The sequence below is a fragment of the Citrobacter sp. W9 genome, assembly GCF_026719375.1.
In the GTDB taxonomy this organism is placed as follows: Bacteria; Pseudomonadota; Gammaproteobacteria; order Enterobacterales; family Enterobacteriaceae; genus Citrobacter; species Citrobacter werkmanii.
In genome coordinates this window covers 201215-224707 of the sequence record NZ_JAPPTE010000007.1, presented here as the reverse complement: position 1 = coordinate 224707, position 23493 = coordinate 201215, and the positions used below count along the sequence as shown (strand labels likewise).

At 50.7% G+C, this 23493-nt stretch carries 24 protein-coding genes; 8 read left to right on the top strand and 16 right to left on the bottom strand.

The window, feature by feature from the left end; genetic code table 11:
- Positions 1-30: 30 nt before the first annotated feature.
- From OOJ59_RS13165 to OOJ59_RS13150, 4 genes are all read right to left on the bottom strand, one after another.
- Positions 31-651 carry an inovirus Gp2 family protein gene (locus OOJ59_RS13165; RefSeq protein ID WP_160956258.1) on the bottom strand — a complete coding sequence of 207 codons (621 nt, stop codon included), beginning with the start codon at positions 649-651 and terminating at the stop codon, positions 31-33.
- 222 nt (positions 652-873) lie between these two features.
- Positions 874-2283 (bottom strand): YfjI family protein, encoded by a 1410-nt coding sequence (locus tag OOJ59_RS13160; protein ID WP_160956257.1) that lies wholly within the window; start codon positions 2281-2283, stop codon positions 874-876.
- A 123-nt stretch (positions 2284-2406) separates the two neighbouring features.
- Positions 2407-2643: a helix-turn-helix transcriptional regulator gene (locus tag OOJ59_RS13155; RefSeq protein WP_160956256.1), complete on the bottom strand. Its 237-nt coding sequence runs from the start codon at positions 2641-2643 to the stop codon at positions 2407-2409.
- A gap of 106 nt (positions 2644-2749) precedes the next feature.
- A complete protein-coding gene (locus OOJ59_RS13150) occupies positions 2750-3805 on the bottom strand; it encodes a hypothetical protein (RefSeq protein ID WP_182095809.1) in 1056 nt (351 codons plus the stop codon).
- A gap of 233 nt (positions 3806-4038) precedes the next feature.
- On the opposite strand from OOJ59_RS13150, the gene OOJ59_RS13145 reads away from it, so the two are divergent.
- Positions 4039-4197, top strand: a complete 159-nt coding sequence (locus OOJ59_RS13145; RefSeq protein ID WP_106105421.1) for a hypothetical protein — start codon at positions 4039-4041, stop codon at positions 4195-4197.
- Here the strand turns inward: OOJ59_RS13145 and OOJ59_RS13140 are convergent.
- The 7 genes from OOJ59_RS13140 to OOJ59_RS13110 all read right to left on the bottom strand — a co-directional run bounded on the left by OOJ59_RS13140 (position 4194) and on the right by OOJ59_RS13110 (position 11474).
- Positions 4194-4808, bottom strand: coding sequence for a Fic/DOC family protein (locus OOJ59_RS13140; protein WP_182095810.1), 615 nt, complete (start codon positions 4806-4808; stop codon positions 4194-4196). The two genes, OOJ59_RS13145 and OOJ59_RS13140, sit on opposite strands and share 4 nt — an antisense overlap.
- Before the next feature lie 4 nt (positions 4809-4812).
- A complete protein-coding gene (locus tag OOJ59_RS13135; protein ID WP_193157138.1) occupies positions 4813-6129 on the bottom strand; it encodes a tyrosine-type recombinase/integrase in 1317 nt (438 codons plus the stop codon).
- A gap of 392 nt (positions 6130-6521) precedes the next feature.
- Positions 6522-6845: a DUF1889 family protein gene (locus OOJ59_RS13130; protein WP_001573898.1), complete on the bottom strand. Its 324-nt coding sequence runs from the start codon at positions 6843-6845 to the stop codon at positions 6522-6524.
- Between the two features lie 109 nt (positions 6846-6954).
- On the bottom strand, positions 6955-8769 hold the full coding sequence (locus tag OOJ59_RS13125) for a diol dehydratase reactivase subunit alpha (RefSeq protein ID WP_087856858.1): 1815 nt from the start codon (positions 8767-8769) through the stop codon (positions 6955-6957).
- A gap of 10 nt (positions 8770-8779) precedes the next feature.
- Positions 8780-9208, bottom strand: a complete 429-nt coding sequence (locus tag OOJ59_RS13120) for a diol dehydratase small subunit (RefSeq protein ID WP_061382555.1) — start codon at positions 9206-9208, stop codon at positions 8780-8782.
- 2 nt (positions 9209-9210) lie between these two features.
- Positions 9211-9795, bottom strand: coding sequence for a propanediol/glycerol family dehydratase medium subunit (locus OOJ59_RS13115; protein ID WP_038634014.1), 585 nt, complete (start codon positions 9793-9795; stop codon positions 9211-9213).
- 11 nt (positions 9796-9806) lie between these two features.
- Positions 9807-11474, bottom strand: a complete 1668-nt coding sequence (locus tag OOJ59_RS13110) for a propanediol/glycerol family dehydratase large subunit (RefSeq protein WP_016243883.1) — start codon at positions 11472-11474, stop codon at positions 9807-9809.
- A 392-nt stretch (positions 11475-11866) separates the two neighbouring features.
- Here OOJ59_RS13110 and OOJ59_RS13105 point away from each other — a divergent pair, with 392 nt between their 5' ends.
- Genes OOJ59_RS13105 through OOJ59_RS13090 form a run of 4 tightly spaced genes read left to right on the top strand, consistent with a single transcriptional unit; the run spans position 11867 to position 14382 of the window.
- Complete coding sequence (locus OOJ59_RS13105) at positions 11867-12295, top strand: GlcG/HbpS family heme-binding protein (RefSeq protein WP_087856861.1); 429 nt, start codon at positions 11867-11869, stop codon at positions 12293-12295.
- A 22-nt stretch (positions 12296-12317) separates the two neighbouring features.
- Positions 12318-13481, top strand: a complete 1164-nt coding sequence (gene dhaT / locus OOJ59_RS13100) for a 1,3-propanediol dehydrogenase (protein ID WP_160956021.1) — start codon at positions 12318-12320, stop codon at positions 13479-13481.
- Positions 13482-13497: 16 nt separating this feature from the next.
- Positions 13498-13851: a glycerol dehydratase reactivase beta/small subunit family protein gene (locus OOJ59_RS13095; protein WP_137350648.1), complete on the top strand. Its 354-nt coding sequence runs from the start codon at positions 13498-13500 to the stop codon at positions 13849-13851.
- Positions 13852-14382, top strand: coding sequence for a cob(I)yrinic acid a,c-diamide adenosyltransferase (locus tag OOJ59_RS13090; protein ID WP_160956020.1), 531 nt, complete (start codon positions 13852-13854; stop codon positions 14380-14382).
- Here the strand turns inward: OOJ59_RS13090 and dhaR are convergent.
- The 3 genes from dhaR to OOJ59_RS13075 all read right to left on the bottom strand — a co-directional run bounded on the left by dhaR (position 14360) and on the right by OOJ59_RS13075 (position 17851).
- Positions 14360-16285 (bottom strand): dihydroxyacetone kinase operon transcriptional regulator DhaR, encoded by a 1926-nt coding sequence (gene dhaR, locus OOJ59_RS13085; protein WP_038642879.1) that lies wholly within the window; start codon positions 16283-16285, stop codon positions 14360-14362. The two genes, OOJ59_RS13090 and dhaR, sit on opposite strands and share 23 nt — an antisense overlap.
- Before the next feature lie 89 nt (positions 16286-16374).
- The gene (locus tag OOJ59_RS13080; protein WP_160956019.1) at positions 16375-17472 is read right to left on the bottom strand and encodes a glycerol dehydrogenase; all 1098 of its coding nucleotides are present in this window, start codon (positions 17470-17472) and stop codon (positions 16375-16377) included.
- 58 nt (positions 17473-17530) lie between these two features.
- A complete protein-coding gene (locus tag OOJ59_RS13075; protein WP_223851221.1) occupies positions 17531-17851 on the bottom strand; it encodes a hypothetical protein in 321 nt (106 codons plus the stop codon).
- A 182-nt stretch (positions 17852-18033) separates the two neighbouring features.
- Between OOJ59_RS13075 and OOJ59_RS13070 the strand changes: the two genes are divergently transcribed.
- Positions 18034-19692, top strand: a complete 1659-nt coding sequence (locus tag OOJ59_RS13070; RefSeq protein WP_160956018.1) for a glycerone kinase — start codon at positions 18034-18036, stop codon at positions 19690-19692.
- A gap of 40 nt (positions 19693-19732) precedes the next feature.
- On the opposite strand, the gene cfa is transcribed toward OOJ59_RS13070, so the two are convergent.
- Positions 19733-20887, bottom strand: coding sequence for a cyclopropane fatty acyl phospholipid synthase (gene cfa / locus OOJ59_RS13065; RefSeq protein ID WP_038634036.1), 1155 nt, complete (start codon positions 20885-20887; stop codon positions 19733-19735).
- 66 nt (positions 20888-20953) lie between these two features.
- Between cfa and OOJ59_RS13060 the strand changes: the two genes are divergently transcribed.
- A complete protein-coding gene (locus OOJ59_RS13060; RefSeq protein ID WP_038634037.1) occupies positions 20954-21802 on the top strand; it encodes a helix-turn-helix domain-containing protein in 849 nt (282 codons plus the stop codon).
- Here the strand turns inward: OOJ59_RS13060 and OOJ59_RS13055 are convergent, their stop codons facing one another.
- A complete protein-coding gene (locus tag OOJ59_RS13055; protein WP_087856866.1) occupies positions 21803-22576 on the bottom strand; it encodes a siderophore-interacting protein in 774 nt (257 codons plus the stop codon).
- Positions 22577-22811: 235 nt separating this feature from the next.
- On the opposite strand from OOJ59_RS13055, the gene OOJ59_RS13050 reads away from it, so the two are divergent.
- Positions 22812-23486, top strand: coding sequence for a PadR family transcriptional regulator (locus OOJ59_RS13050; protein WP_160956017.1), 675 nt, complete (start codon positions 22812-22814; stop codon positions 23484-23486).
- Positions 23487-23493: the final 7 nt, after the last annotated feature.

The following is a 23493-nucleotide window of genomic DNA, read 5'->3' as shown; positions in this document are numbered from 1 at the left end:
CCAGATAAAATTTATCTGGCTTTGATTAAATTAATTTCTACTACAACCGAAATTACGATCACCCTCACCAAATATCTTTGTATCAAGTTTAGTTAGATAATCCAGCCGGAAAAGAAGATCATTATATATGATGTCAAAATCAGGCGCATTCACGTTAAGTACATACCGACAATTTTCCGGAAAATGAACAAGCTCACGACAATCCTCAACTTCTAATCTGAGAGCACTGTACCAGGCTCTAACTATCAGATTGCGAAGTGTACCATTATGTTTAATATGTCCTAAATGGTAGTAAGCATCTTTGTTGAAGAATAAGCAAATATGGAAATGGCATTTACCACTCTTCGAATATTCTCTTGCCCAGACATTACGTACAACATTTTTGTTAACTCTGATCCCTGCAAACTTTCTGCGATATTCATGTGCTTCCAGAATCGCTTTAAACGAATCTAGGAAGCGTGATATTGCACCTGGCTCAAGGTTAGGAAAACAGCATACCGTATCACCATTATCCAAAATAGGTGGGTAATGAAGATCCAATCTTAATGCCATTGTGCGAGGGAACTGATTGATAGTATTACTAACTGTCTGAGCAATTCTATCCCGATAGGGAAGTATGTGATCGCCATGAGTACCTTGATATAATTCCATAACATATCTCCGATGTAACTACCCCTGTGATAGCACAGGGGTATATTAGTAATTGTTTATTGGAGGTTGTTTATCTGATAGTCCTAATCAACTATATATTACCTTTCCTACATTTAAATTTAGATAAAAGGTAGCCACAGTCTCTAACGACTAAAAAAAACAACTCTGCAATTAGTTATGACTAACAAACAGTCTATTAGGCTTATCTACTCATACGTCGTTCTAAATAACATCCAAAGTACTTGTTGGTTGGATAAAAAGAGTTTTACCTTTTTTATAGGCACTTATCTTACCCTGAGAGTAAAGGATACTTAATAATTCGTTTGCTTTACTACGTTTCCTAAACCGATCTGGACCATTTTGCAATATGGTATTTTTCCTCATATAGGGTATGAAATTTTGATTGCAATACTCTTTTATCCACCAATAAAGCTCATCTGCATCGGTATTAACCATGTTTCCCTCCTGCGGTTTGGAAAATAACTTTATATACTCATTGACGTACCAACTACTTATCTCTATAGCAGCGTCTACAGCAGTAAGAGATATATCACCTTCATCACCATTGAAATAGTGTAGCAATGCAGCAATTCTTGCCATGTTTTCAGCGACTTTAGATGCGTAATCTTTAAAGTCTGACAGAAAACCAATTAGCTGCATTTCTGTTTCAACTTCATTATAAAATGCAATCCACTTCTGTCCTGCATCTGGCGAGAAATGCAAGCAAATACGTTCATCTTTATTTGCAATACTATCGTTGACGATCTCCATTAGTCGTTCATGGAACAGAGGTAAATGTTCACTTGAAACAACAGGGTTAGTTATTTGTCTATATCCTTGTGTTGAGAATGGACGACTAATAAGCGTACGAGCAAAAAAACCTATCCCTTTTGCTAAATCCCCTTTTCTTTCAATATATCTATTGATAACTACAGGCTGAACCTGCAGGGATAATGTCAATCTGGCATTTTTTATCAACCTCTCAGGTGCATTTTTCCTTTCGACCGAATACGTTGCGCCATCCCACATTTTGTTTATAAACGGTAATTCATTTAATGCATAACCATTAAATATGGTCCCAGCCTCATCTGATAAAATTCCAACTGATCGCCAGTCACCACAGAGATACTCTTTTATCGCCGCTGTTGTGGTATCATTAAACGTCAACTTGTATCTGACAGGTTCCACAGGATAACTATCTTGCAGCATATTCAGACTTCGACGTGTTATGGTTGGATCTTTTCCACCTCGGATCTCTGACTTCAGTTTTGATATCAAGGCTTTCTCTTCCGCCTTGAAAATCCTTACGTTATACTGCCACTTAGTTATTTCCTGTTTATATAGATCAAATAACTGTTCCTCTAGTTGGTAAATGGGCTTCATTAACAACTTACTTACCGTACTTTTCCGTTCTCCTGATTCCGCAATTGTCACAATAAAAAGTGATGTCGGACCACGTAGATTATTCAACCTACAAACATCAATTCTGTTCTGGCAAGCAAGAGAAATGACACCAAGTATCTCTGCTGCAACCATGGGAAGTGGTGCCTGAGTATGTTGCACTACCTCATAGATTGCATGTCCCACTCTTGCTGGGAACACATGTATGGGGAACTCCCGATCTCCCGACATAAAGCCTCATCATCATTTAATGTTAAAAGTGCCTCCGGTTGAGTTGCTATTCCGCTATTAATAGTGGAAATAGCAAGATGCATTCCCAACCATTAGATGAAAAATACTAAAAAACCATGGTTCTTAGCGTTCATTAATCCAGTAGAGTAGATCGCTAAGCAACCAGCCACACGACTTAGCCCCAAGTGATTTACGTCGAGGAAACTTCCCAACCCTTTCTAGCTTCCAGGCTGTTGAGCGAGAAATCGAAGTGATATACTGGCGCTCCTTTTCCCGCACCAGACGGTCACCTTTCTCACCGTAGACATGCAAGATTTGCAGTCGTTGTTCAGGGGTTGGAATGATAGATGTTGTATTCATACTGCCTCCTTTGTTTTGGTGGAAGCAGTTTGTACGATTCAGATAAAAATATAAAGAAGATAGGTGCTCACTTAATTATCACGCAATGGACACCTTATTGAGCACCTTATTGAGCAGAAAGTAACTTGATATCTTTTAGATAGTGTTTTAATTGTGACCCAGTGATTTCCCCAGGAAAATTTAATTTCTCAACTTCATTTAACAATGAGCTGATTAGCAATTCCAGAATCATATCAGGATTTTCATCCCAACAGTGTTCCTTAGCAATCAGATATATAATTTCGTCTTTTTCAGAAGACCACCGTCCATTTTTCATTTGAACAGATAAAGTACCATCATCATTTGTAAACTCATTAAACCATCGAGAAATGCTTGAGCGGCTTATTTTTTTAATTTCTTTGCAATGCTTTTCCCTGTAAAAGTTCAATATATCCGATGCAGTTAAAAACAAAAGCTTGTCATTATTGGATTTACAATATTTATTAATTAGAAGAATGACAATAACATTTTGAATGTAACTTTTCTCCATTGCAACAAACTCATTGCTTTGAGGTGCAGTTAATTTAAGAAGTTTTTTATAGCTGGCGCTATCAATCTGTAAGTCAGAGTGAGAAATTAAATCATCCTTATTAAAAATTAGATGATCATTGTCATCACGTCCATACACTATAACCTCACCAGGAATACTCCCCCAAACATCATTTGCATTCCTAAGGTTATAATTATCTCTTACCAAGTGGGTCATTTTGGTAGGTTTGATTTTCCAAAAGCCACTGGCATACCCATCATAGGCGTATTTAAAAAATGAACTACCGCTAAAAACTGGATACTCATTTATTTCAGACTGGTCGCAAGGTATAAATGTTCTTACTGCAAACTGAGGGCTGTTCTCATGTTGATAAAAGTCCCCTCCTGCTCTGATATCAAATGTATCATAACGATGTTCTTTTTTATTCGCATAACGAATTATTCGGCAGTATTCTGAACGAAGATTAACATAAAGACTTATTTTATCATCCAGCCATATAGATATAATATCTTCCAGGCTCACATTAAATTTTTTCGAGAACTCGCCAGCACGACAAAAAATATCAGGGATATCAAATTGTTCAGATATATTAAACAGATCAGAAGCATCAAAAAAATCAGAGTTACTTGTCATTTATCGCCACCAATGAATTGACCTTATCAATTACAACGGATTGTATCAAGGTAACGCAATGAGTTTAAAAGCTATTTAATGACAAGTCAGTTTTTTCATCATCTCAAATCGAGATATGTACAGCGCTACTCTGTGAACGATGCAGGCATTTACCGTGCTATCTCACTTGATACCAGCCTTGCGGGCAGTCCCTATCCACACTAGAATCAGAGCAACAAAACGAGGCTTTCACCATGACAAAAAAAACAGCATATAGTCAGATCACCAAGACTCAAATCTACCGCGCCGTTGCCAGCTCAACCGCGATCGAAACCGGTGCTTCAGTGCAAAAAATTGAGCAGCAACTCAAAAAAAATCAGGCACAGGCGAAAGCCGTTGGCCTCGCCCGTTAATCTGGCAAGATATCGCTCACCAGTTGCATCATAGGGCTGTAGTTCCCTGAGACACCCGCCTGTATTGCCTTGAAGTAAAACGCTTTGTGCTCATCCCACAGGCTGTAATCCAGTAAGCCCTTCCCCGCCATAACCGACAGTGCATCGCAAAGTAGCCTCGACAGACGCCCGTTACCTTCTCTGAATGGGTGGATCAAAATAAACTCCACGTGGCATTCAGCCAGATAACTAACCAGCTCCGGACGAGCCATGGATTTCAGTTCACCAGACCTGGAGAGAAACTGCCTCTCGAAACCAGCAAGAAGCAGCGGAATCCTGTCGGCAGCAGCAAACTGAAAACCGTCTTTAGTCAGGTTGGCATTGCGTAACCTCCCTGCCCAATCATACACATTCCCCAGCCATTGACGATGCCAGCCACTGATATGTTCAAAAGCCAGCGCCGCTGGCGGCTGGCCTTCGATAAATAGCTGTTCATAAAGCATCAGCAGCAGGCCAGATTCCAGCGCCTCCATTTCCTCTTCATCAGTGATCCCTAACTTATTAGCCAGCACCAGGTCTCCAGAGCCCGGTTGATACCGCTCTTCTGCTGAATTAAGCTCATATTTTGCCAAGCTCTTACCTCCGTCCAAACAAGTTCACAACGTTGTTTTCCTGTTGTCGCTGATAGTTGTTGACCCTATCTTCCCAGATCTCAAGCGCCCTGCGCTTTTCAGGCAAGTAATCATAACGATCATAGTGTTTCGAGCTGACGTCATTCAAAGCGTGATTCTGGATACGGTCGCGGATCTCTTTGCTGATCCCCGCCTCCCCCATCAGCGTTTTACAAGTGCGACGTAAATCTCGCGCTGTGAAAACTTTAAACTCAGGATTAAAAGCCCGGAAATACATGATGGAACGTGCCAGGCTGTCGGTACGAACAGGACGCTCACCGTTAGTTGATAGCGGGAAAATATAGGGGCTGTTACTTTCCTTAGTCAGTTCTTTAACAGAGGCTAGTTCACTTAATGCCGATTCAGTCAGCGGGATCAGGTGCTCACGCTTGTTTTTCGATACATCAGCAATGACCAGTAACGTCTTCTGCTGCCAGTCAATCGCGTTCCACTGGCTGGCAATCATTTCAAACGGTCGCTGCCCGCCAGCATAAACACAGAAGCGAATAAGATGCTGCATCAACGGCCCAACGTTAGTTGCCTGAGCGAACTGCTCCATGACAAAACGAAGCTCTTCCAGCATTAACCATGTATCACCCACTTTTTCTGCCGAGGACTGTTTCGGTATGGCCGATACCGGATTAACTTCAAGCCCGAACGTAATGCCCACGCTGGTATTCATCGGATCGTTATCAGCTTTCAAACCGTAGTTGAATGCCGCCATCAGGTAAGAACGAACTCGGTTTGCATGGACAACGGCATCACGCTGGATAATGCCTGAGAGGATGGTTTTGATCTGCAGAGGTGTCACGTCCTTCGCTTTGGTATCACGAGGAATAACGGTATAGCACTCTCGCTCCATGCGCTTCAATACATCAGCCCACGTCCGCTTATTGTCGAGCTTCATCTTGTTAACGTAGCCATGCACCAGCTCTTCAAATGATCCCTGAGAACGATGGATCTGCATAATGTGCTGTTCGGCCAGGCGCTGTTGCTCAAGCTCTTGCTGGGGTTCTTTTCCTTCAACAAGCCAGGCACCATACTTTTTCGCCAGCTCGTTGGCTGTCACTAGTTTCATCTCAGGCCAGATGCCCAACTGGATGAACTTCTCTTTCTTCCCTTTCTCAACGTAGTAACGGAAATAAAAAACCTTGCTGCCTGACGGCTGAACCTTAACGCCAAGTCTGCCGGTGCCACGCTGAGCGCTGTTGCTCCACACGTAGTACGACGTACTTTTTGTCTTCAATCCACGTATAGCAGTCTCGGTAAGATTAGCGGCCATGAGGTTACCTTTCTAAGGATAAGCGTTACCTGACCCGATGCCCATTTTGGGTCAGGTAATGGGTCAGGTAACGATAGTACAATGGGGAGACGAGACAACCAATCAGAAACAAAAACAACATCATAACTAATTGATTATAGACAACTAAAAATACAATAAGCGTCAATAGCGAACGATTAGAAACATGCCGATTTTATGACTCATAATCGCTTGGTCGCTGGTTCAAGTCCAGCAGGGGCCACCAAATATCAAGGACTTGCGAGAAATCGCAGGTCCTTTTTTATTAATCTTTCGTTTAGATATGTCTGCCCAATAAGCAGCATGTGGCAACCCTTCTGGACGCCGCCATCCAGAGATGGAAACGTCCGTTAGCGTTTTATTCGATAGTCAGCTCACACGAGTTCTTTGAGCTGCTCCTGCATGTAGGTTGAAAAATACTCTGGGTTTTTGATAAGGATGCGGTTACCGGAGGCAACTTTTTCTGCCCATCCGGCCACTTTTTTCGTGAACTCAGGATTCCATCCCTCCTGCTCACCCCGTGCCATCACAACTTCCGGACTCGCTGGCACACCTAAGTCATGCAAATACTTTAGAATTCCCTTAGCGGTGCTTTCATCCATTGAATGGGGTACTGACGCCGAAGTGTTCATACCACCGATAAAATCCAAGGCTTTCTCAATTGCTGTTGGCATGCTCTTATCCTTAAAATTAACCACGTTAGAGACACCTTGATACTATGTACCCAACTCCGCCGGGATATCAAAGAGAACATCGCCTTTCTTTGACTTACCCCGCAGCTAAACGCTTGCGCGGCTGTTTTCTGCGCTATTTTTTTGCTTCTCCGGCTAAAACCAGCCCGGTCGCCACCGCATTGCGCGGGCCTTCAGTGCCACGGATGTTGCCCTGCCCGGCGACAACGCCGTAATGCGCCAGCGCATCGGTGATCATCTGCGGAATTTCAAAATCCAGCGATGAACCGCCTACCAGCACCACAAACGTGATATCGCGAATGGAGCCGCCAGGTGATACCTGGCGTAACGCGCGCAGACAGTTGGTGACAAAAACTTTCTCTTTGGCCTGACGACGCACCAGACGAATCTTCTCCAGCGAGGTCTGGTTATCAACCGGGATCAGCTCGCCGTCTTTCAGATACACCACTTTGGCAAATACTGACGGGCTGAGCGGTTCACGAAAAAACTCCACCGCGCCGTTCTCGTGGCGAATGCTGAACAGGCTCTCCACTTTTGCCAGCGGGTATTTTTTAATTTCCTCTGCTAAAAACGGATCGCTTAAGCCCAGTTCCGTTTGAATTAGCAGGCTGACCATATTCCCCGCCCCGGCAAGATGTACCGCCTTCACTACGCCGTCGCTATTAATAATGGCGGCATCGGTGGATCCTGCGCCTAAATCGAGGATCGCCAGCGGCGCGGCGCATCCGGGCGTCGTTAACGCGCCAGCCACGGCCATGTTGGCTTCCACCCCTCCCACCTCCACGGGCGTGTTTAGCCGCGCGCTCAGTTCGCTGGCGATAGCCTGCATCTGTAAGCGGTCAGATTTCACCATCGCCGCAATGCCAACGGCGTTCTCCATTGAGCATTCACCGGCAATGCCACCCTGCACCTCGCGGGGAATAAACGTATCCACCGCCAGAAGATCCTGAATATGCACGGCGTTCATGTCATGACCGGTCAGCGAGGCCATCACCTTACGCACCCGCTCAAGCATCCCGCCCGCGTGCGTACCTGCTTCACCGCGAATATCGCACACGGGCGCGCAGGCGCTCATCGCCTGCATAATGGCCTGCGCGCCTTGCGCTACGTCGGCTTCACCGCCGCGCTTTTCGCCACGAATAAAGATCTTACCCGCCGGGATCGTGCGCGACTGCACATCACCCTGCGGCGTTTTCAGCACCACGGCGGAGCGGTTGCCAATCAGCGCTCTGGCGATAGGGACGATGGTTTGCGTTTCCTCCGGCGTCAGGGCAAAAAAGGTCGCGATGCCGTAAGGATTCGACAATACCCGCACCACCTGCCCTGCAGCCGCCACTTCCACCGCCGCCAGCACACCTTCCGGAACCTTCTCCAGTAGCGTGACTTCATCGACCACCGGCATTGCCCGACGCAGGCGATTGTTCACCAGCACGCCATCATCTTTTTTCAGGATCGCCGCCACCACGTTGATCCCACGATCCAGCGCCTCATTGATGAGCCAGACCGCTTCGAGGAAATCAATCTCTTCGCCCACCAGCGGGATCCAGCCCTGCGCAAAGCGCTCCTCACTCAGTGATGCCAGCTTATCCACGCTGATGGTGGTTCCCATCCCCACGCCGACGCCCCCCGGCGTCTGCGGGTTATGGCCAATCATTGTCGATTCCGTAATGATGGTTTCAGTGATGGTTTCCATCGCCACATCGCCAATCACCGGCGCGGCCTCATTGATGCAGATTTTCGCCACGTCCTGAAGCGACCACGGCGTTTTATCCAGTGCCTGCTGCAGGGAGGCCACCACCCCGGCAATGTTGTCCCGCGTCCCTTTCATGCCCGTGGTGGCGACAATCCCGCTGGCAATAAACCGTCCATGCTGCGCCAACGCCACTTCAGTGGTGGCATTGCCGATATCAATCCCGGCGATTAACGGCATGCGCCCTCCGTCACTGGCTGCCTTTACGCAGCTTGTTTCTCTGCTGATACACCTCTGCCGACTCGCGGACAAAAGCGGCGTTCACCGTGGCATGCCAGGTGTGCTCCAGCTCATCGGCAATCGCCTGTAGCTCCGCGAATGAAGAACGAAACGGACGTAGCGCATTGTAGATCTCCAGAATACGAGCATCCGGGATGGCAATCAGCTCCGCCGCGCGACGGAAATTGCGCGCCACGGCGTGACGCTGCATCTGTTCGGCAATCTGCGCCTGGTACTCCAGCGTTTGCTGAGAAATACGCACATCCTGCGGCCCGACCTTGCCTGCCAGCACATTCTCAAGGGTTATGTCGGTTAACGGTTTCCCGCCAGGCGTCTGGATTTTCTCCGGGCAGCGGGTGGCTAATGGGTAATCCTGCGCGGTCATGATGTTGTCGTTCATGGTCATTCCCTTACCAGTGCAATATGCAGCGTGACGGGTGCAGCATCCTGCACCACGTGTTTGGTTTCTTTGATGTGAAACAGCGCGGCCTTGGCCATAAATTTAGGGCGCACCATCTGGTCATTGACCACCGGCACCGGCGAAGGCGACTCTTTGCGTGCATAGCGCGCGGCGTTTTTACCGATCTGGCGATAGGTTTCCAGCGTCAGCAGCGGAGCCTGAGAGAACAGCTCCAGGTTACTCAGCGGTAGCAGATCGCGCTGATGAATCACCGTGGTTCCCTTCGACTGGATACCAATCCCGATGCCGGAACCACTGAGATTAGCCGCATCCCACGCCATAAAAGAAACATCCGAGGTGCGCAGAATTCTCACCACCCGCGCATGCAGCCCCTCTTCTTCAATCCCTGCCACCAGCTCTTTAAGAATCGCCTTATGCGGCATATCAATCAGGGTTTTGTGCTGATACTTATCAAAGGCCGGACCGACGCCAATCACCACTTCATCTACGCGTTCGTCCGCTGTAGCCGCCTCGCCTTCGCTTACCTGCAAGGTGAAAACCGGCTTACGTTCAGTTGTGCATTCCACGGTGTACCGCCTTATTCAATTGAGCCAGGCTGAACCACGCCCGCGATATTTTTAATTTCCGCCCAGCGCTCGGCAGAGATGCGATAGCCGGTGCCTGGTCCCTGATAATCATTAATGTCGTTAACGGCGCTGACCACCTCAAACTGGCGATCCAGAATGGCCGACGTTTGCAGGTAATCACCGGTGACGCGCTGTCTCAGCATATTGAGGATGTTACTGGCGATATCTTCGAAGCCGCTACGGCTTAGCGCGCCGACGATATCCAGCCCGGTAATATTGCGCTTCATCATCTCTTCCACGGCGGCCAGATCTTCCACCACATTGCGCGCGGGCATATCTTTGCTGCCGTGAGCGTAAGTGGCGGCCTCAACTTCCTCATCGCTAATCAGCGGCAGGCCCAGTTCGCGGAACACCGCCTGAATGGCGCGCGCCGCCTTGTTACGGATGGCGATGGTTTCTTCTTCGGTTACAGGACGCAGACCACCGTCCACCATCAGATCGCGTTGCAGAATGTTGTAATCATCGAAGTCTTCCGCATCGAAGTTCGACCCGGCAAACATGTTGTCGTAGTTCGGCACGGCGCTATAGCCGGAGAAGATAAAGTCGGTACCCGGCAGCATTTGCATCAAGGTACGGGCGGTACGGCGAATATCTGAGTGGGAAAAGGTCTGGTCATTGGCGGAGGCCACTTCAAGGTCGAGCATCGAGGCAATCAGGTTTTCTGCCAGCACCGCGCGGATCCCCGACGGCACTGCGCCGGTCATGCCGATACAGCTGACCGCACCGTTTTGCAGCCCCTGTACGCCCGCGCCTTTGGTGATAAAGATGCAGCGCGACTCCAGATAGAGCATCGATTTACTCTCGGAATAGCCCATCAGCGCTTCCGAACCGGTACCGGAGGTATAACGCATTTTCAGCCCGCGAGACGCATAGGCCGAGGCGAGAAACGCTTTGGACCACGGCGTATCATCGCCGTCAGTAAACACCGACTCTGTACCGTATACCGATACCGTTTCGGCGTAGCTGGTTAACCCGCGCATCCCCAGCTCCAGCTCCGTCGCCTCCTCAACGGAACATTGCGTGAGCACGCCAGGACGACCGCACTGGGAACCGACCAGCAGCGCCAGGGCGTTAAACGGCGCATAGCGGGCGATGCCGACCGTGGTTTCCTGTTCTGAAAAACCACGGATCCCCGCTTCAGCCGCATCGGCGGCAATCTGTACCGGGTTGTCTTTCAGGTTAGTGACATGGCACTGGTTGGATGGCGTGCGCCTGGCGCGCATTTTTTGCAGCGCCATCATCATTTCCACCACGTTCATTTGCGCCATCACCTCCACCGCTTTCGCCGGCGTGATGGCGGTGGTAATAGCAACAATCTCTTCCCGGCTGACGTGGATATCCACCAGCATTCTGGCGATCTCCAGCGCGTCGAGCCGCATTGCCCGTTCGGTTTCAGCCACGTTAATCGCGTAGTCGGCAATAAAACGGTCAATCATGTCGAACTCGGCGCGGCTCTTGCCGTCCAGCTCAACAATACGACCATTCTCTACCTTCACCGACGAAGCCGGATCGTAGGGGCTTTCCATGGCGATCAGCCCCTCTTCAGGCCATTCGCCAATCAGCCCATCCTGATTTACAGGGCGCTTCGCAAGCACTTCGAATCGTTTTGATCTTCTCATAGTTTATGGACTCAAAAGATAAAAAATAGGGACGCCGGGCCGTATTGCCGGGGACACACCACCCGGCATTCGCCTTTCATCAGCAATGGCCGAACTCTAAATGAGCACAGCAATAAAAAAATAAAATTAATTTCGTTCCAATTTGGCACGTAATAAAAATTCATCGTTCCATATTGAAACGGTTCTCAGGAATAGCCGGAGCGAATTGTGACGAAGTTAAATGATCATTATCAATAAATGCCGATACGCAAAATCAAATTAATATTTTTGAAATTTTCACCCTATTGACTTAATAACGCGCGGCGACAAAATAAAGCCAAACCCAATGATAAAAAATAGCTGTCTCGCGATATTTTCGTGACCTCAGCCCTACACTATTTTCAGGAGAAACTGTGAATAAGAGCCAACCAATCGCCACCATTACGCTGGCGGCTGCGAAAAAAATGGCGCAGGCCGTCGAGGCTAAAGCGTCTGAGATCAACGTGCCGGTGGTCTTTTCCGTGGTGGATCGCGGCGGAAACACGCTGCTGATGCAACGCATGGACGACGCGTTTGTCACCAGTTGTGATATTTCACTGAATAAAGCCTGGACCGCCTGCTGTCTGCACCAGGGGACCCATGAAATTACCGACGCGGTACAACCGGGTGCCTCACTATATGGTTTACAGCTAACGAACCAACAGCGGATCGTTATTTTTGGCGGCGGCTTACCTGTCATATTAAACGATAAATTAATCGGTGCTGTCGGCGTAAGTGGCGGTACTGTCGAACAAGACATGTTATTAGCGCAAACCGCACTGGATTGTTTCTCTGAATTATAAATTAAATCTAAGAAGGTAAATTATGAGCTATCGTATGTTTGATTACCTGGTGCCAAATGTGAACTTTTTTGGCCCAAATGCTATTTCCGTCGTGGGCGAACGCTGCAAACTATTGGGCGGTAAAAAAGCGCTGCTGGTGACTGATAAAGGTCTGCGAGCCATTAAGGACGGCGCGGTTGATAAAACCCTCGAACATCTGCGTGAAGCCGGTATTGACGTGGTGGTGTTTGACGGCGTCGAGCCAAACCCCAAAGACACCAACGTGCGCGACGGTCTGGAAGTTTTTCGTAAGGAGCAATGCGATATCATCGTTACCGTCGGCGGTGGTAGTCCGCATGACTGCGGTAAAGGCATCGGTATCGCGGCGACGCACGAAGGCGATCTCTACAGCTATGCCGGGATTGAAACCCTGACCAATCCGCTGCCGCCGATCGTCGCGGTGAATACCACCGCCGGCACCGCCAGCGAAGTCACCCGCCACTGCGTGCTGACCAATACCAAAACCAAAGTGAAGTTTGTGATTGTCAGCTGGCGCAACCTGCCTTCAGTCTCTATTAATGACCCGCTGCTGATGCTCGGCAAACCTGCGCCACTGACCGCAGCGACCGGGATGGACGCCCTGACCCACGCCGTTGAGGCCTATATTTCAAAAGATGCCAACCCGGTTACCGACGCCGCCGCTATCCAGGCAATTCGTCTGATCGCCCGTAATTTGCGCCAGGCCGTAGCGCTGGGCAGCAACCTGAAAGCTCGCGAGAACATGGCCTATGCCTCTTTGCTGGCGGGTATGGCCTTCAACAACGCCAACCTTGGCTACGTTCACGCGATGGCGCATCAGCTTGGCGGTCTGTACGACATGCCGCACGGCGTAGCAAATGCCGTACTGCTGCCGCACGTGGCGCGCTATAACCTGATCGCTAATCCGGAGAAATTTGCCGACATCGCAGAGTTTATGGGTGAGAACACCGACGGTCTGTCCACCATGGATGCCGCCGAACTGGCGATTCATGCCATCGCTCGCCTCTCTGCCGATATCGGTATTCCGCAGCATCTGCGCGAACTGGGCGTCAAAGAAGCCGATTTCCCGTATATGGCGGAAATGGCGCTGAAAGACGGCAATGCCTTCTCCAACCCGCGTAAAGGGAATGAGAAAGAAATTACCGGGATCTTCCGTCAGGCATTCTGATCAATAAGGGGGCGCAATGTCACTTTCATCACCGGGCGTACATCTGTTTTATCACTCACGCTGGCAGGATACGCGCGTGCTTGATGAACTATGCTGGGGGCTGGAAGAGCAAGGCGTCCCTTGCCGGACAATCTGTTGCGACGAACATGACTGCGCGCTGGCCCTCAGCAAGCTGGCGGCTAAAAGCTCAACGCTACGCGTGGGTCTCGGCCTCAGCGCCAGCGGTGATATTGCCCTAACCCACGCCCAGCTACCCGAGGATCGGGCGCTGGTCCGTGGGCACATCGCCGCCGGGGCAGCAATGATCCGCATGCTCGGCGCCAATGCTGGCCAACTGGTCAAAGTGCTTCCCTTTAGCGAGATAAAATAAATGTACCGCATCTATACCCGAACCGGCGATAAAGGCACGACTGCGCTGTTTGGCGGCAGCCGTATCGACAAAGACGACATCCGCGTTAACGCCTACGGTACGGTGGATGAACTGATTTCCCAGCTTGGCGTCTGCTATGCCAGTTCGCGCCAGGCAGAATTACGCGAAGATCTGCATGCCATCCAGAAGATGCTGTTTGTACTGGGGTCGGAACTCGCCAGCGATGAGAAAGGTCTCGCCCGCTTAACGCAGACGATTAACGCCGAGGATATTCAGGCGCTGGAGCAGCTTATTGACCGCAATATGGCGCAGAGCGGCCCCCTGAAAGAATTTGTCATTCCGGGGAAAAATCTGGCATCGGCACAGCTACACGTTGCGCGCACCCTGGCACGGCGGCTGGAGCGGATCCTCATCGCGATGGACAGAACGCTGACGTTACGCGATGAACCCAAGCGTTATATCAACCGACTGTCGGATGCGCTGTTCTCCATGGCCAGAATCGAAGAAACTACTCCAGATGTTTGCGCTTAAACTGGCTGGCGTCGATGTCGTACTGCTTCATCTTACGCCACAAGGTCGTGCGACCAATATTCAGCAGTTGCGACATCTCCTGCACGCGCCCACTGGTGACGCGGGCGGCGTGGATAATCGCCTCTTTTTCGATAGCGGTAAACGTCAGGCTGGCAGGCAGCAGGGAAGACGCGGTCTCCAGACCGGGGCGCTCGGCAAACAGATAATCAGGTAAATTACTCAGCCGGATATGGCCGTTATCGCTACTGATAGCGATGTTTTCGATAATGCTGTTCAGCTCGAAGTCATTGCCCGGCCACGAATAAGCCACCAGTTGCGCCAGCGCATCGTCGTCGATCTTCAGGCTGGTTGAAAAGCGTTTTTTCAGGCTATTCAGTCGCGTATAAATCAGCGAGGGAATACTGTTACGCCGCGCGCGTAGCGGCGGGATAACAATCTCAAAAGAGTGCAACGCGTAATACAGCTGGCGGCTAAAGCGGTTTTGCTCCACCAGATTAGCGAGATCAACCGTGGTGGTGGCGATCACTTTTACATCCACCGGGATCAGGCGACGGGCATCCAGGCGGGTTAATACTCCCTGCTTGATCACCTGTAACAGCGCGGATTGCAGTTCCGGCGCCAGATATTCAATTTTCTCCAGAAACAGCGTGCCGCCGTTCGCCAGCTCAAGGCGGCTCAACCGACCATTTTCATCATCGGTGGGTGCACTGCCCATAAAATCCTGCCCCAGCACGCTGTTGGCATACAGCTGACAGTTGACGGCGATATACGGCCCACTGGCGCGTTCACTTTCATTGTGAATGGCCTGGCTCAGCAGCTCTTTCCCGACGCCCTCTTCCCCGCACAGCAGGATCGGGAAACTCCCCCTTGCCGCCTGGCGACCAAAATGGATCAAGCGTCGGGTTTCTGGATCGTCCGTCGACATCTGCTCAAAGGTGTGGCTCACCTTACCGAGCTGGCTGGTCATCAGCTGACGCATTTGCTCCACCGGGTGCAGCAGCAGGATAAAGCTGTTGCCCTGCTCCTCAACAATCGGCTTCAGGGTGATGACGGCATCAACAAACTGGTGCTGACTTTCAAAAGTGACTTCGACGTGATTCAGACCGCGGGCATGTTTAATTGCCCGACGCAGCAGCATGGGCAAATTGAGCAGGTCGTGAATGTTTTTGCCCTGGCTGGCCTGCGCGTCGAGATGCAAAAGCAGCGCCGCGCGCGCATTGAGGAACTGCAACACCCCCTGCTCATTCCAGGCCATCACGCCATCATCCATGCTCTCCAGCAGCCCGTACATCTGGTTCAGATGGCGGTTGGATTCTGCCAGCAGGCTGTCGGTCAGCAATGAATTGCCGACTTCTCTGGCAATCGCCAGCGTCAGGGATAAATCAGAAACGGACTCATGTTCTACCAGACAGCACAATGAGATGGAGCCAAACAGACGTCCATGGTTATCGAACACCGGCGTCGAGCAGAACGACCACGGATGCAACGCCTGTTTAAAGTGCTGAGCGCCAGAGGTTTTTGTCGGCTGCCCCGGCATCGTCGCCAGCGACAGCGCACAACTGCCGATAATGCTTTCCGCGCAATAGCTGCCGTCGCGAAATCCAAGCTCCGCCAGCTGTTCTATCGTCTGCGGATCGCCGCAACGGCTGAGAATACAGGCTGATTCATCCAGAATCAGCAGTGCGCACGGACGACCGTCCATAAACTCCCAGGCATCTTCCAGCGCGGCCTGCGCAATCGTCAGCAGCGCCGTCTTGCGACGACAAATCGACTCAAAGGTCAGCCCTTGCGCCTGATGCGGCGCCTGCCAGGTTTCCCGCTGCATAAACTTGCTGCAACGATGCCAGGACTGGGCGAGAACCGAAGAGACTTCCTGCCCGATGCTATGCGTGTGCGCCGTCATATCCATTTCCGCTGTTTTGCCATAGACAACCCCTCCGGCAGAGACTGTCAGAGGGGGAGAAGATGCTGGGTAAATTTACCTGTGCCCGATTAACGCGCCAGCCACTGCTGTCCCAGCAGGTCTGCCGTCAAAATAGCGGCATGTACGCTTTCAGGCGTCACCGGGAACGGCATATTGTGAATGGTTTCACCTTCTGCGCAGGTGGCTTTAGCCACGGCCATAATCTTGCCGTCAATGTCGTCTTTCACGCCCATTTCCGCTAACGTTACCGGCAGGCCCACTTTCTGACAGAAATTCAGCACGGTTTCGATCTCTTCCATCGGGCTGTTCTGCAGCACCAGCTGCGCCAGCGTACCAAAGGCGACTTTTTCACCGTGGTACAGATGGTGGCACTCTTCCAGAATCGTAAAGCCGTTATGGATGGCATGTGCCCCCGCAAGGCCGCTGCTTTCAAAGCCGATACCGCTGAGGTAGGTGTTGGCTTCGACAATACGTTCCAGCGCATCGGTCACCACGCCAGCCTGGGCGGCTAAGCGTGCTTTTTCGCCTTCCGCCAGCAGGGTATCATAGCACAGGCGCGCCAGGCTCAGCGCCGCCACGGTGGACTGCCCCCCCGCCATGCTGGTCGCTCGGGCGTCATAACAGGCTTTCGCTTCAAACCAGGTAGAGAGCGCATCGCCCATCCCGGCCACCAGCAGACGTACCGGCGCTTTGGCAATAATTGCGGTATCCATCACCACCATATCCGGGTTTTTCGGGTAGATCAGATACTCTTCAAACTCACCCGCTTCGGTATAGATAACGGACAGCGCGCTGGTTGGCGCATCGGTAGATGCGATAGTTGGGATCACCACCACCGGCAGCTTCTGGTAATAACCAATCGCTTTGGCGGTATCTAACGTTTTCCCACCGCCAACCCCAACCACACCACGGCAACCGTGTTTTTTCAGAATGGCAATCAGGCGATTAATTTCAACATGGCTGCATTCACCGTTGAAGCGTTCCGCGTGGCAGCTAATGTCATGGCTATGCAGACCATTGAGTACCTTCTCTCCCGCCAGCTTCATGACGAAGTCGTCCGCAATCACGAAAAAGCTGTCCGCCAGATTTTTAGCGTATTGACCAAATAAGGTAGAAGCGTCAGGACCCTGGAGATATTTGGCTGGAGATTGAATAACTTTTAGCATTCCTTTCATCCTCAAATAAGTACATGTTTTTACATGGTGAGCCCTGGCGTTAACCCGTTTAGCCTGATGTTGACGGCGAAAGCGGACGTACCGGAGCGATGTAATAACTGTATGGCGAGGCGTGCACAAAAAAATCTTTCGTCATTTTGTTCTGATATGAAACAGATAAAAAAGGCACACGTTTCATATTGGAACGCTTAACCACAAAAATAATAAGGTTTGCGATCCCGATCCGTTCCTTTACCGCGAAATCACCGTCCAACACGAAGATCAATTTCCCCAATAACGCGCCATCCTGCGTAAAAACCCGCAAAAAAAGGCTGACAGCGCCGTGCAGCCTGCTCTGATCGCAGAAGAAAAAAGTCGAGCGAGTTCGCATTGTGCTGATTTTTCGCCTAATTAAGTTTCATTTCGGAACAAAAAACAGCAATCACGTTTCGTAATGAAACTCATTTTCGCGTTGTTTTTTTCCATGCTGACTTCGCCAGAATCTCTCTATCGCCTCCGCACCATGAACATGCATTCGGGGGTTTGTCTTACACTCAACCTCGAGGAGCCGTTATGTCTCAATTCTTTTTTAACCAACGCACCCAGCTTGTGAGCGACGTGATCGACGGTGCAATTATCACCAGCCCGTGGAATAACCTGGCGCGTCTGGAGAGCGATCCGGCCATTCGCGTCGTGGTTCGCCGCGACCTTAACAAAAATAACGTGGCGGTGATCTCCGGCGGCGGTTCAGGGCACGAACCCGCGCACGTTGGGTTTATCGGCAAAGGCATGCTGACCGCGGCGGTCTGCGGCGACGTGTTCGCCTCCCCGAGCGTGGATGCGGTACTGACCGCTATTCAGGCAGTGACCGGTGAGGCTGGCTGTCTGTTGATCGTGAAGAACTACACCGGTGACCGTCTAAATTTCGGTCTCGCCGCCGAGAAAGCGCGACGCCTGGGCTACAACGTTGAAATGCTGATAGTCGGTGACGACATCTCCCTGCCGGATAACAAACATCCGCGTGGCATTGCGGGAACCATCCTGGTGCATAAAATCGCGGGTTACTTTGCCGAACGCGGCTACAACCTCGCCACCGTCCTGCGTGAAGCGCAGTACGCAGCCAACAACACCTTCAGCCTGGGCGTCGCCCTCTCCAGCTGTCATCTACCGCAAGAAACCGACGCCGCGCCGCGCCATCATCCGGGTCATGCTGAGCTGGGCATGGGCATTCACGGCGAGCCGGGGGCCTCGGTTATTGATACCCAAAACAGTGCGCAGGTGGTGAACCTGATGGTGGATAAGCTGCTGACGGTCCTGCCTGAAACCGGCAGAGTGGCGGTGATGATTAACAATCTTGGCGGCGTATCCGTTGCGGAAATGGCCATTATCACCCGCGAACTGGCCAGCAGTCCGCTATCCCCACGCATCGACTGGCTGATGGGTCCGGCCTCGCTGGTCACCGCGCTGGATATGAAAGGATTCTCACTAACGGCCATCGTGCTGGAAGAGAGCATCGAAAAAGCGCTGCTGACCGAAGTGGAAACCAGTAACTGGCCGACTCCCGTCCCACCGCGTGAAATCAGCTACGCGCCATCATCCCAGCGCAGCGCGCACGTGGAATTCCAGCCCTCTGCCAACCCGCGGGTCGCTGAAATTGTGGAGCAGGTCACCGGAACGCTTTCCAATCTGGAAGCACATCTCAACGCGCTGGATGCCAAAGTCGGCGATGGCGATACGGGTTCAACCTTTGCCGCCGGCGCGCGTGAAATTGCCAGTCTGCTGCAGCGTCAGCAGCTTCCGCTGGATGACCTTGCCACGCTGTTCGCGCTGATTGGCGAACGCCTGACCGTGGTGATGGGGGGTTCCAGCGGCGTGCTGATGTCTATTTTCTTTACCGCCGCCGGGCAGAAACTGGAACAGGGAGCTAACGTTGCCGAAGCGCTGAATGCGGGTCTGGAGCAGATGAAGTTCTACGGCGGCGCAGACGAAGGCGATCGCACCATGATAGATGCACTGCAACCCGCGCTGACCTCACTGCTGGCGCAGCCGGACAACCTGCATGCCGCTTTTGACGCCGCGCAAGCCGGGGCCGAACGAACCTGTTTGTCGAGCAAAGCCAATGCGGGTCGCGCATCGTATCTGAGCAGCGAAAGTTTGCTGGGTAATATGGATCCCGGGGCGCATGCCGTCGCAATGGTATTTAAAGCGCTGGCGGAGAGTGAGTTGGGTTAAGTGATAAATGCCTGATGCGCTTCGCGCATCAGGCAGAACGTTAACGATAAACGCGGAGACCACCCTCGACGCCGCGGCTAAACAGTACCTGCCAAAGCTCAATATCTCTGGCGCGAAAAGCCCCAGCGCAGGCGCATAAATAGTAATTAAACATTCTTCTGAAGGTGGCGGAGTAACGTGAAGACAGCTCCGGCCATGCCTGATTAAAACGCTCATGCCAGGCCATCAGCGTTTTATCGTAATCGCTGCCAAAGTTATGCCAGTCTTCCATTACAAAGCGTGATTCGCTGGCCTCGGCAATATGCGATATCGACGGTAAGCAACCGTTCGGGAAAATGTATTTATTGATCCACGGATCGACACTCATCCCCTTTTTGTTGCTGCCAATGGTATGCAGCAGGAACAGCCCGTCCGGTTTTAAACAACGGTCGGCGATGCTGAAATAGGTGTCGTAGTTTTTCGGCCCGACGTGTTCGAACATCCCCACGGAGACAATGCGATCGTAGTGTTTATCGAGGTCACGATAATCCTGCAGCAGAATATTAACGTCCAGTCCTTCACAGCGCTGTTGCGCCATTTTCTGCTGCTCTTTAGAGATAGTGACGCCTTCTACCGCCACGCCGTAATGACGCGCTGCATATTCCGCCAGTCCGCCCCAGCCACAACCGATATCGAGTAAACGCATACCCGGTTTGAGTTGTAGCTTCTCACAAATCATTTTTAATTTGGCATTTTGCGCATCGTCTAATGTGGTCGCGTCTTTCCAGTAACCACAGGAATATTGCATATGCGGATCCAGCATCAGCGCAAAAAGATCGTTCCCAATATCATAATGTTCTTTGCCGACAATCCACGCGCGGCTCCGCGACTGCAAATTAAACAGGCGAGCGCTGGCAATGCGTAAAATATCTTTCAGGTTGCCCGGCATTTGCTGGTCGAGTTTTGCTTTGAGAATTTTACAGAACAGAATATCGAGCCGCTCGCAGTCCCACCAGCCTTCCATATAGCTTTCGCCCAGCCCTAACGAGCCTTGTTGCAGTACCCGCTTAAAGAAACCGGCATGATGAAGTTGAATGTCCCAGGCACGAGAGCCATTAATCTGGATATCCGCTTGCGAAAGTAGCTCTTTCCCCATTCGGGTCCAGTTATCATTTGTTTCATTGACGATGACAGCATCTGAACAAAGCGTGTTCATGGTATTTACCAAAGTGGGCTAAAAATCGTTACGCAAGATTATTATGGAAAACTGAATGTATGTATTATGATCTGCGGACAAGATCTATCGAATAGCGGACATATCACCGGGAGCATTGACGATTTATTTATGGAGACTCTCGCGCAAAAACAGTGGAATTCATTCCCCGATAACTCCATTACGGAGTTGCCGCAGGACGTGTACTTTCGTTCTTATGTCCTGGAAGCCAACCATCATGTTCCGCAGCATTCGCACTCTTTTATGCAGTTTCATTTCGCCCGTAAAGGCAGCATGCGAATTGATGTTGCCGGCAAATGCTGGATAATCCCGGCGCATTATGGCATCTGGATCCCCAATAATACCGAACATGCGGTCTGGGCACTGGATGATGTGCATTTAGAGAATCTGGATATTAAGCCGGGTTTTCTTGAAGAGAGCATTAATGAATGTAAAGTGGTGGCAATCAGTGATTTCGCCAGAGAGTTTATTCATTACGCCACCAATTTAATTTCAGGCCATTATGATAGCCAGTCAAAAGAGGGCAAGCTGGTTAGTGTTCTGGTCGATATTATTCTGCAGCTCCCGGAAGTCGCTTTTGTATTACCCTGGCCGCACGATCGCGAATTAACCAAAGTGTGCCGGACAATTCAGGAATCCCCGGCGCTGGAGCATTCGGTTGAATACTGGGCGCAGCATCTGGGCATGTCAGCCCGTACCTTTTCACGGCATTTCAAAAAAGAAACCGGATTGCCCTTCAGCGTCTGGAAGCAAAAAATGCGTATTCTGGAGTCCGTATTAATGCTGAAGAAAAATAAAAGCGTAACTGCCGTGGCGCTGGATGTGGGGTATTCCAGCACCGCGGCATTTAGCTATGCATTTCGCCAGGCGTTTGGCGTGCCGCCATCGAATTACTGATTAACGGCGTTGATGCCAGTAAGCCGTTGCGCGCACCAGTTGCTGATCGAACGCCGCGGTTTCAAAGCGGGCGCAGAGGTTTTTTACCACCCTGCCTTCGCCGGTAATCCAGATGAAATAATCGTCTGCGGGCACGTTCAGCCGCGATAAATGTTCGTTCACCGCCTGTTCGTCATGGCCGATAAACCACTGAATAGTAAACTCGTCGAGATGGGCAAAATAGTCCTGATACGCCGCATCCTGCACGCTTACCAGCGCCGTTACGTTCGGGCGTACCGCTAAACGGCTGAGCGACTCCAGCCGTCGGCGCAGCGCGGGCATTCCTGATTCATCACACACGTAAACCTGATACGCATAATCCTCTGGCACCACCAAAGAACCGCGCGGACCACCGATCGTCAGCTTGTCACCCTCGCGAGCATTCATCGCCCATGTGCTCGCCACGCCACCGTCATGAATATAAAAATCCAGCGCCAACTCATGGCGCGCTTCGTCATACAACGGCGTGTAGTCACGGGAGAGCGGACGCACACCCTCGGCCCAGACAATGCCTTCATCGGTGACAACAGGCGGCACAAAATGGCTGCCCGGCTCCGGGAAAAAGACCTTGGTATGGTCATCAAAGCCGTGCGAGCTAAAACCGTCCAGCGCATCACCGCCCAGTACGATGCGCTGAAAACCCGCGCTAATACGTTCAACGCGCAGGACGGTAAGTTCACGGAAGCGCAGTTCATTGCGAACGCGCTGTGGGTAGCGTGAGGTGTTTTTTGTCATTTTTCGCCTTCGTGAAGATAATACGATATATCTAAATTTATTTTTAAATGATAATGATTGCTAATCAGAAAGATTGCAAGCACTTTTTTGATATAGCCACATTGTGATTACCAGCCATCACAGACCTTATAAAAATAGATAATAATCAACATATTAAAAAACATTTAATTTGTCGACTTGCGTAAAAACAACATTTAGATATAAATTAGATATATCTAAAACACATCAGGAGACGATGATGCAAAACCATCATGAAGGTTGCTGTAAACAGACAGAGCACCAACACGAAGGCTGCTGCAAGGGTGAAGGACATCACCACGAAAGCCGCCACAGTGAGCGCCATGCAGGCTGCTGCAAAGGTGAAGAGCATCGCCACGAAGGCTGTAACAAAGAACATCGCCATGAACAAGGATGCGGACACCGCCACGGTCGCGGCGGCGGTCGCCGGCAGCGCTTCTTTGGTCACGGCGAATTACGCCTGGTGATTCTGGATATCCTGACCCGCGACGCCAGCCACGGCTATGAACTGATTAAAGCGATTGAAACCCTGACTCAGGGTAACTACACCCCGAGCCCGGGCGTTATCTATCCGACGCTGGATCTGTTGCAGGATCAAGCCCTGATCGCCATCAGCGACGAGGAAGGCGGGCGTAAGCAGATTGCCATCACGGCTCAAGGTCTGCAGTGGCTGGATGAGAACCGCGAACATCTGGAACATATCCACGAACGTATTAAAGCCCGCTGCGTGGGTTTTGAATTACGTAAAAATCCACAGATGAAACGCGCGCTGGAGAACTTCAAAGCTGTGCTGGACCTACGCGTCAATCATGGTGATACCAGCGAGGCGCAGATCAAAAAAATCATTGGTATTATCGATCGTGCCGCGCTGGACATTACTCAGTTAGATTAATCTGCGC

Excerpts from the sequence above, each read along its gene's own strand:
- OOJ59_RS13165 (WP_160956258.1), bottom strand. The coding sequence starts at position 651 with ATGGAATTATATCAAGGTACTCATGGCGATCACATACTTCCCTATCGG.
- OOJ59_RS13160 (WP_160956257.1), bottom strand. The coding sequence starts at position 2,283 with ATGTCGGGAGATCGGGAGTTCCCCATACATGTGTTCCCAGCAAGAGTG.
- OOJ59_RS13155 (WP_160956256.1), bottom strand. The coding sequence starts at position 2,643 with ATGAATACAACATCTATCATTCCAACCCCTGAACAACGACTGCAAATC.
- OOJ59_RS13150 (WP_182095809.1), bottom strand. The coding sequence starts at position 3,805 with ATGACAAGTAACTCTGATTTTTTTGATGCTTCTGATCTGTTTAATATA.
- OOJ59_RS13145 (WP_106105421.1), top strand. The coding sequence starts at position 4,039 with ATGACAAAAAAAACAGCATATAGTCAGATCACCAAGACTCAAATCTAC.
- OOJ59_RS13135 (WP_193157138.1), bottom strand. The coding sequence starts at position 6,129 with ATGGCCGCTAATCTTACCGAGACTGCTATACGTGGATTGAAGACAAAA.
- OOJ59_RS13125 (WP_087856858.1), bottom strand. The coding sequence starts at position 8,769 with ATGCCGTTAATCGCCGGGATTGATATCGGCAATGCCACCACTGAAGTG.
- OOJ59_RS13120 (WP_061382555.1), bottom strand. The coding sequence starts at position 9,208 with ATGAACGACAACATCATGACCGCGCAGGATTACCCATTAGCCACCCGC.
- OOJ59_RS13110 (WP_016243883.1), bottom strand. The coding sequence starts at position 11,474 with ATGAGAAGATCAAAACGATTCGAAGTGCTTGCGAAGCGCCCTGTAAAT.
- dhaT (WP_160956021.1), top strand. The coding sequence starts at position 12,318 with ATGAGCTATCGTATGTTTGATTACCTGGTGCCAAATGTGAACTTTTTT.
- OOJ59_RS13095 (WP_137350648.1), top strand. The coding sequence starts at position 13,498 with ATGTCACTTTCATCACCGGGCGTACATCTGTTTTATCACTCACGCTGG.
- OOJ59_RS13090 (WP_160956020.1), top strand. The coding sequence starts at position 13,852 with ATGTACCGCATCTATACCCGAACCGGCGATAAAGGCACGACTGCGCTG.
- dhaR (WP_038642879.1), bottom strand. The coding sequence starts at position 16,285 with ATGACGGCGCACACGCATAGCATCGGGCAGGAAGTCTCTTCGGTTCTC.
- OOJ59_RS13080 (WP_160956019.1), bottom strand. The coding sequence starts at position 17,472 with ATGCTAAAAGTTATTCAATCTCCAGCCAAATATCTCCAGGGTCCTGAC.
- OOJ59_RS13075 (WP_223851221.1), bottom strand. The coding sequence starts at position 17,851 with ATGCGAACTCGCTCGACTTTTTTCTTCTGCGATCAGAGCAGGCTGCAC.
- OOJ59_RS13070 (WP_160956018.1), top strand. The coding sequence starts at position 18,034 with ATGTCTCAATTCTTTTTTAACCAACGCACCCAGCTTGTGAGCGACGTG.
- cfa (WP_038634036.1), bottom strand. The coding sequence starts at position 20,887 with ATGAACACGCTTTGTTCAGATGCTGTCATCGTCAATGAAACAAATGAT.
- OOJ59_RS13060 (WP_038634037.1), top strand. The coding sequence starts at position 20,954 with ATGATCTGCGGACAAGATCTATCGAATAGCGGACATATCACCGGGAGC.
- OOJ59_RS13055 (WP_087856866.1), bottom strand. The coding sequence starts at position 22,576 with ATGACAAAAAACACCTCACGCTACCCACAGCGCGTTCGCAATGAACTG.
- OOJ59_RS13050 (WP_160956017.1), top strand. The coding sequence starts at position 22,812 with ATGATGCAAAACCATCATGAAGGTTGCTGTAAACAGACAGAGCACCAA.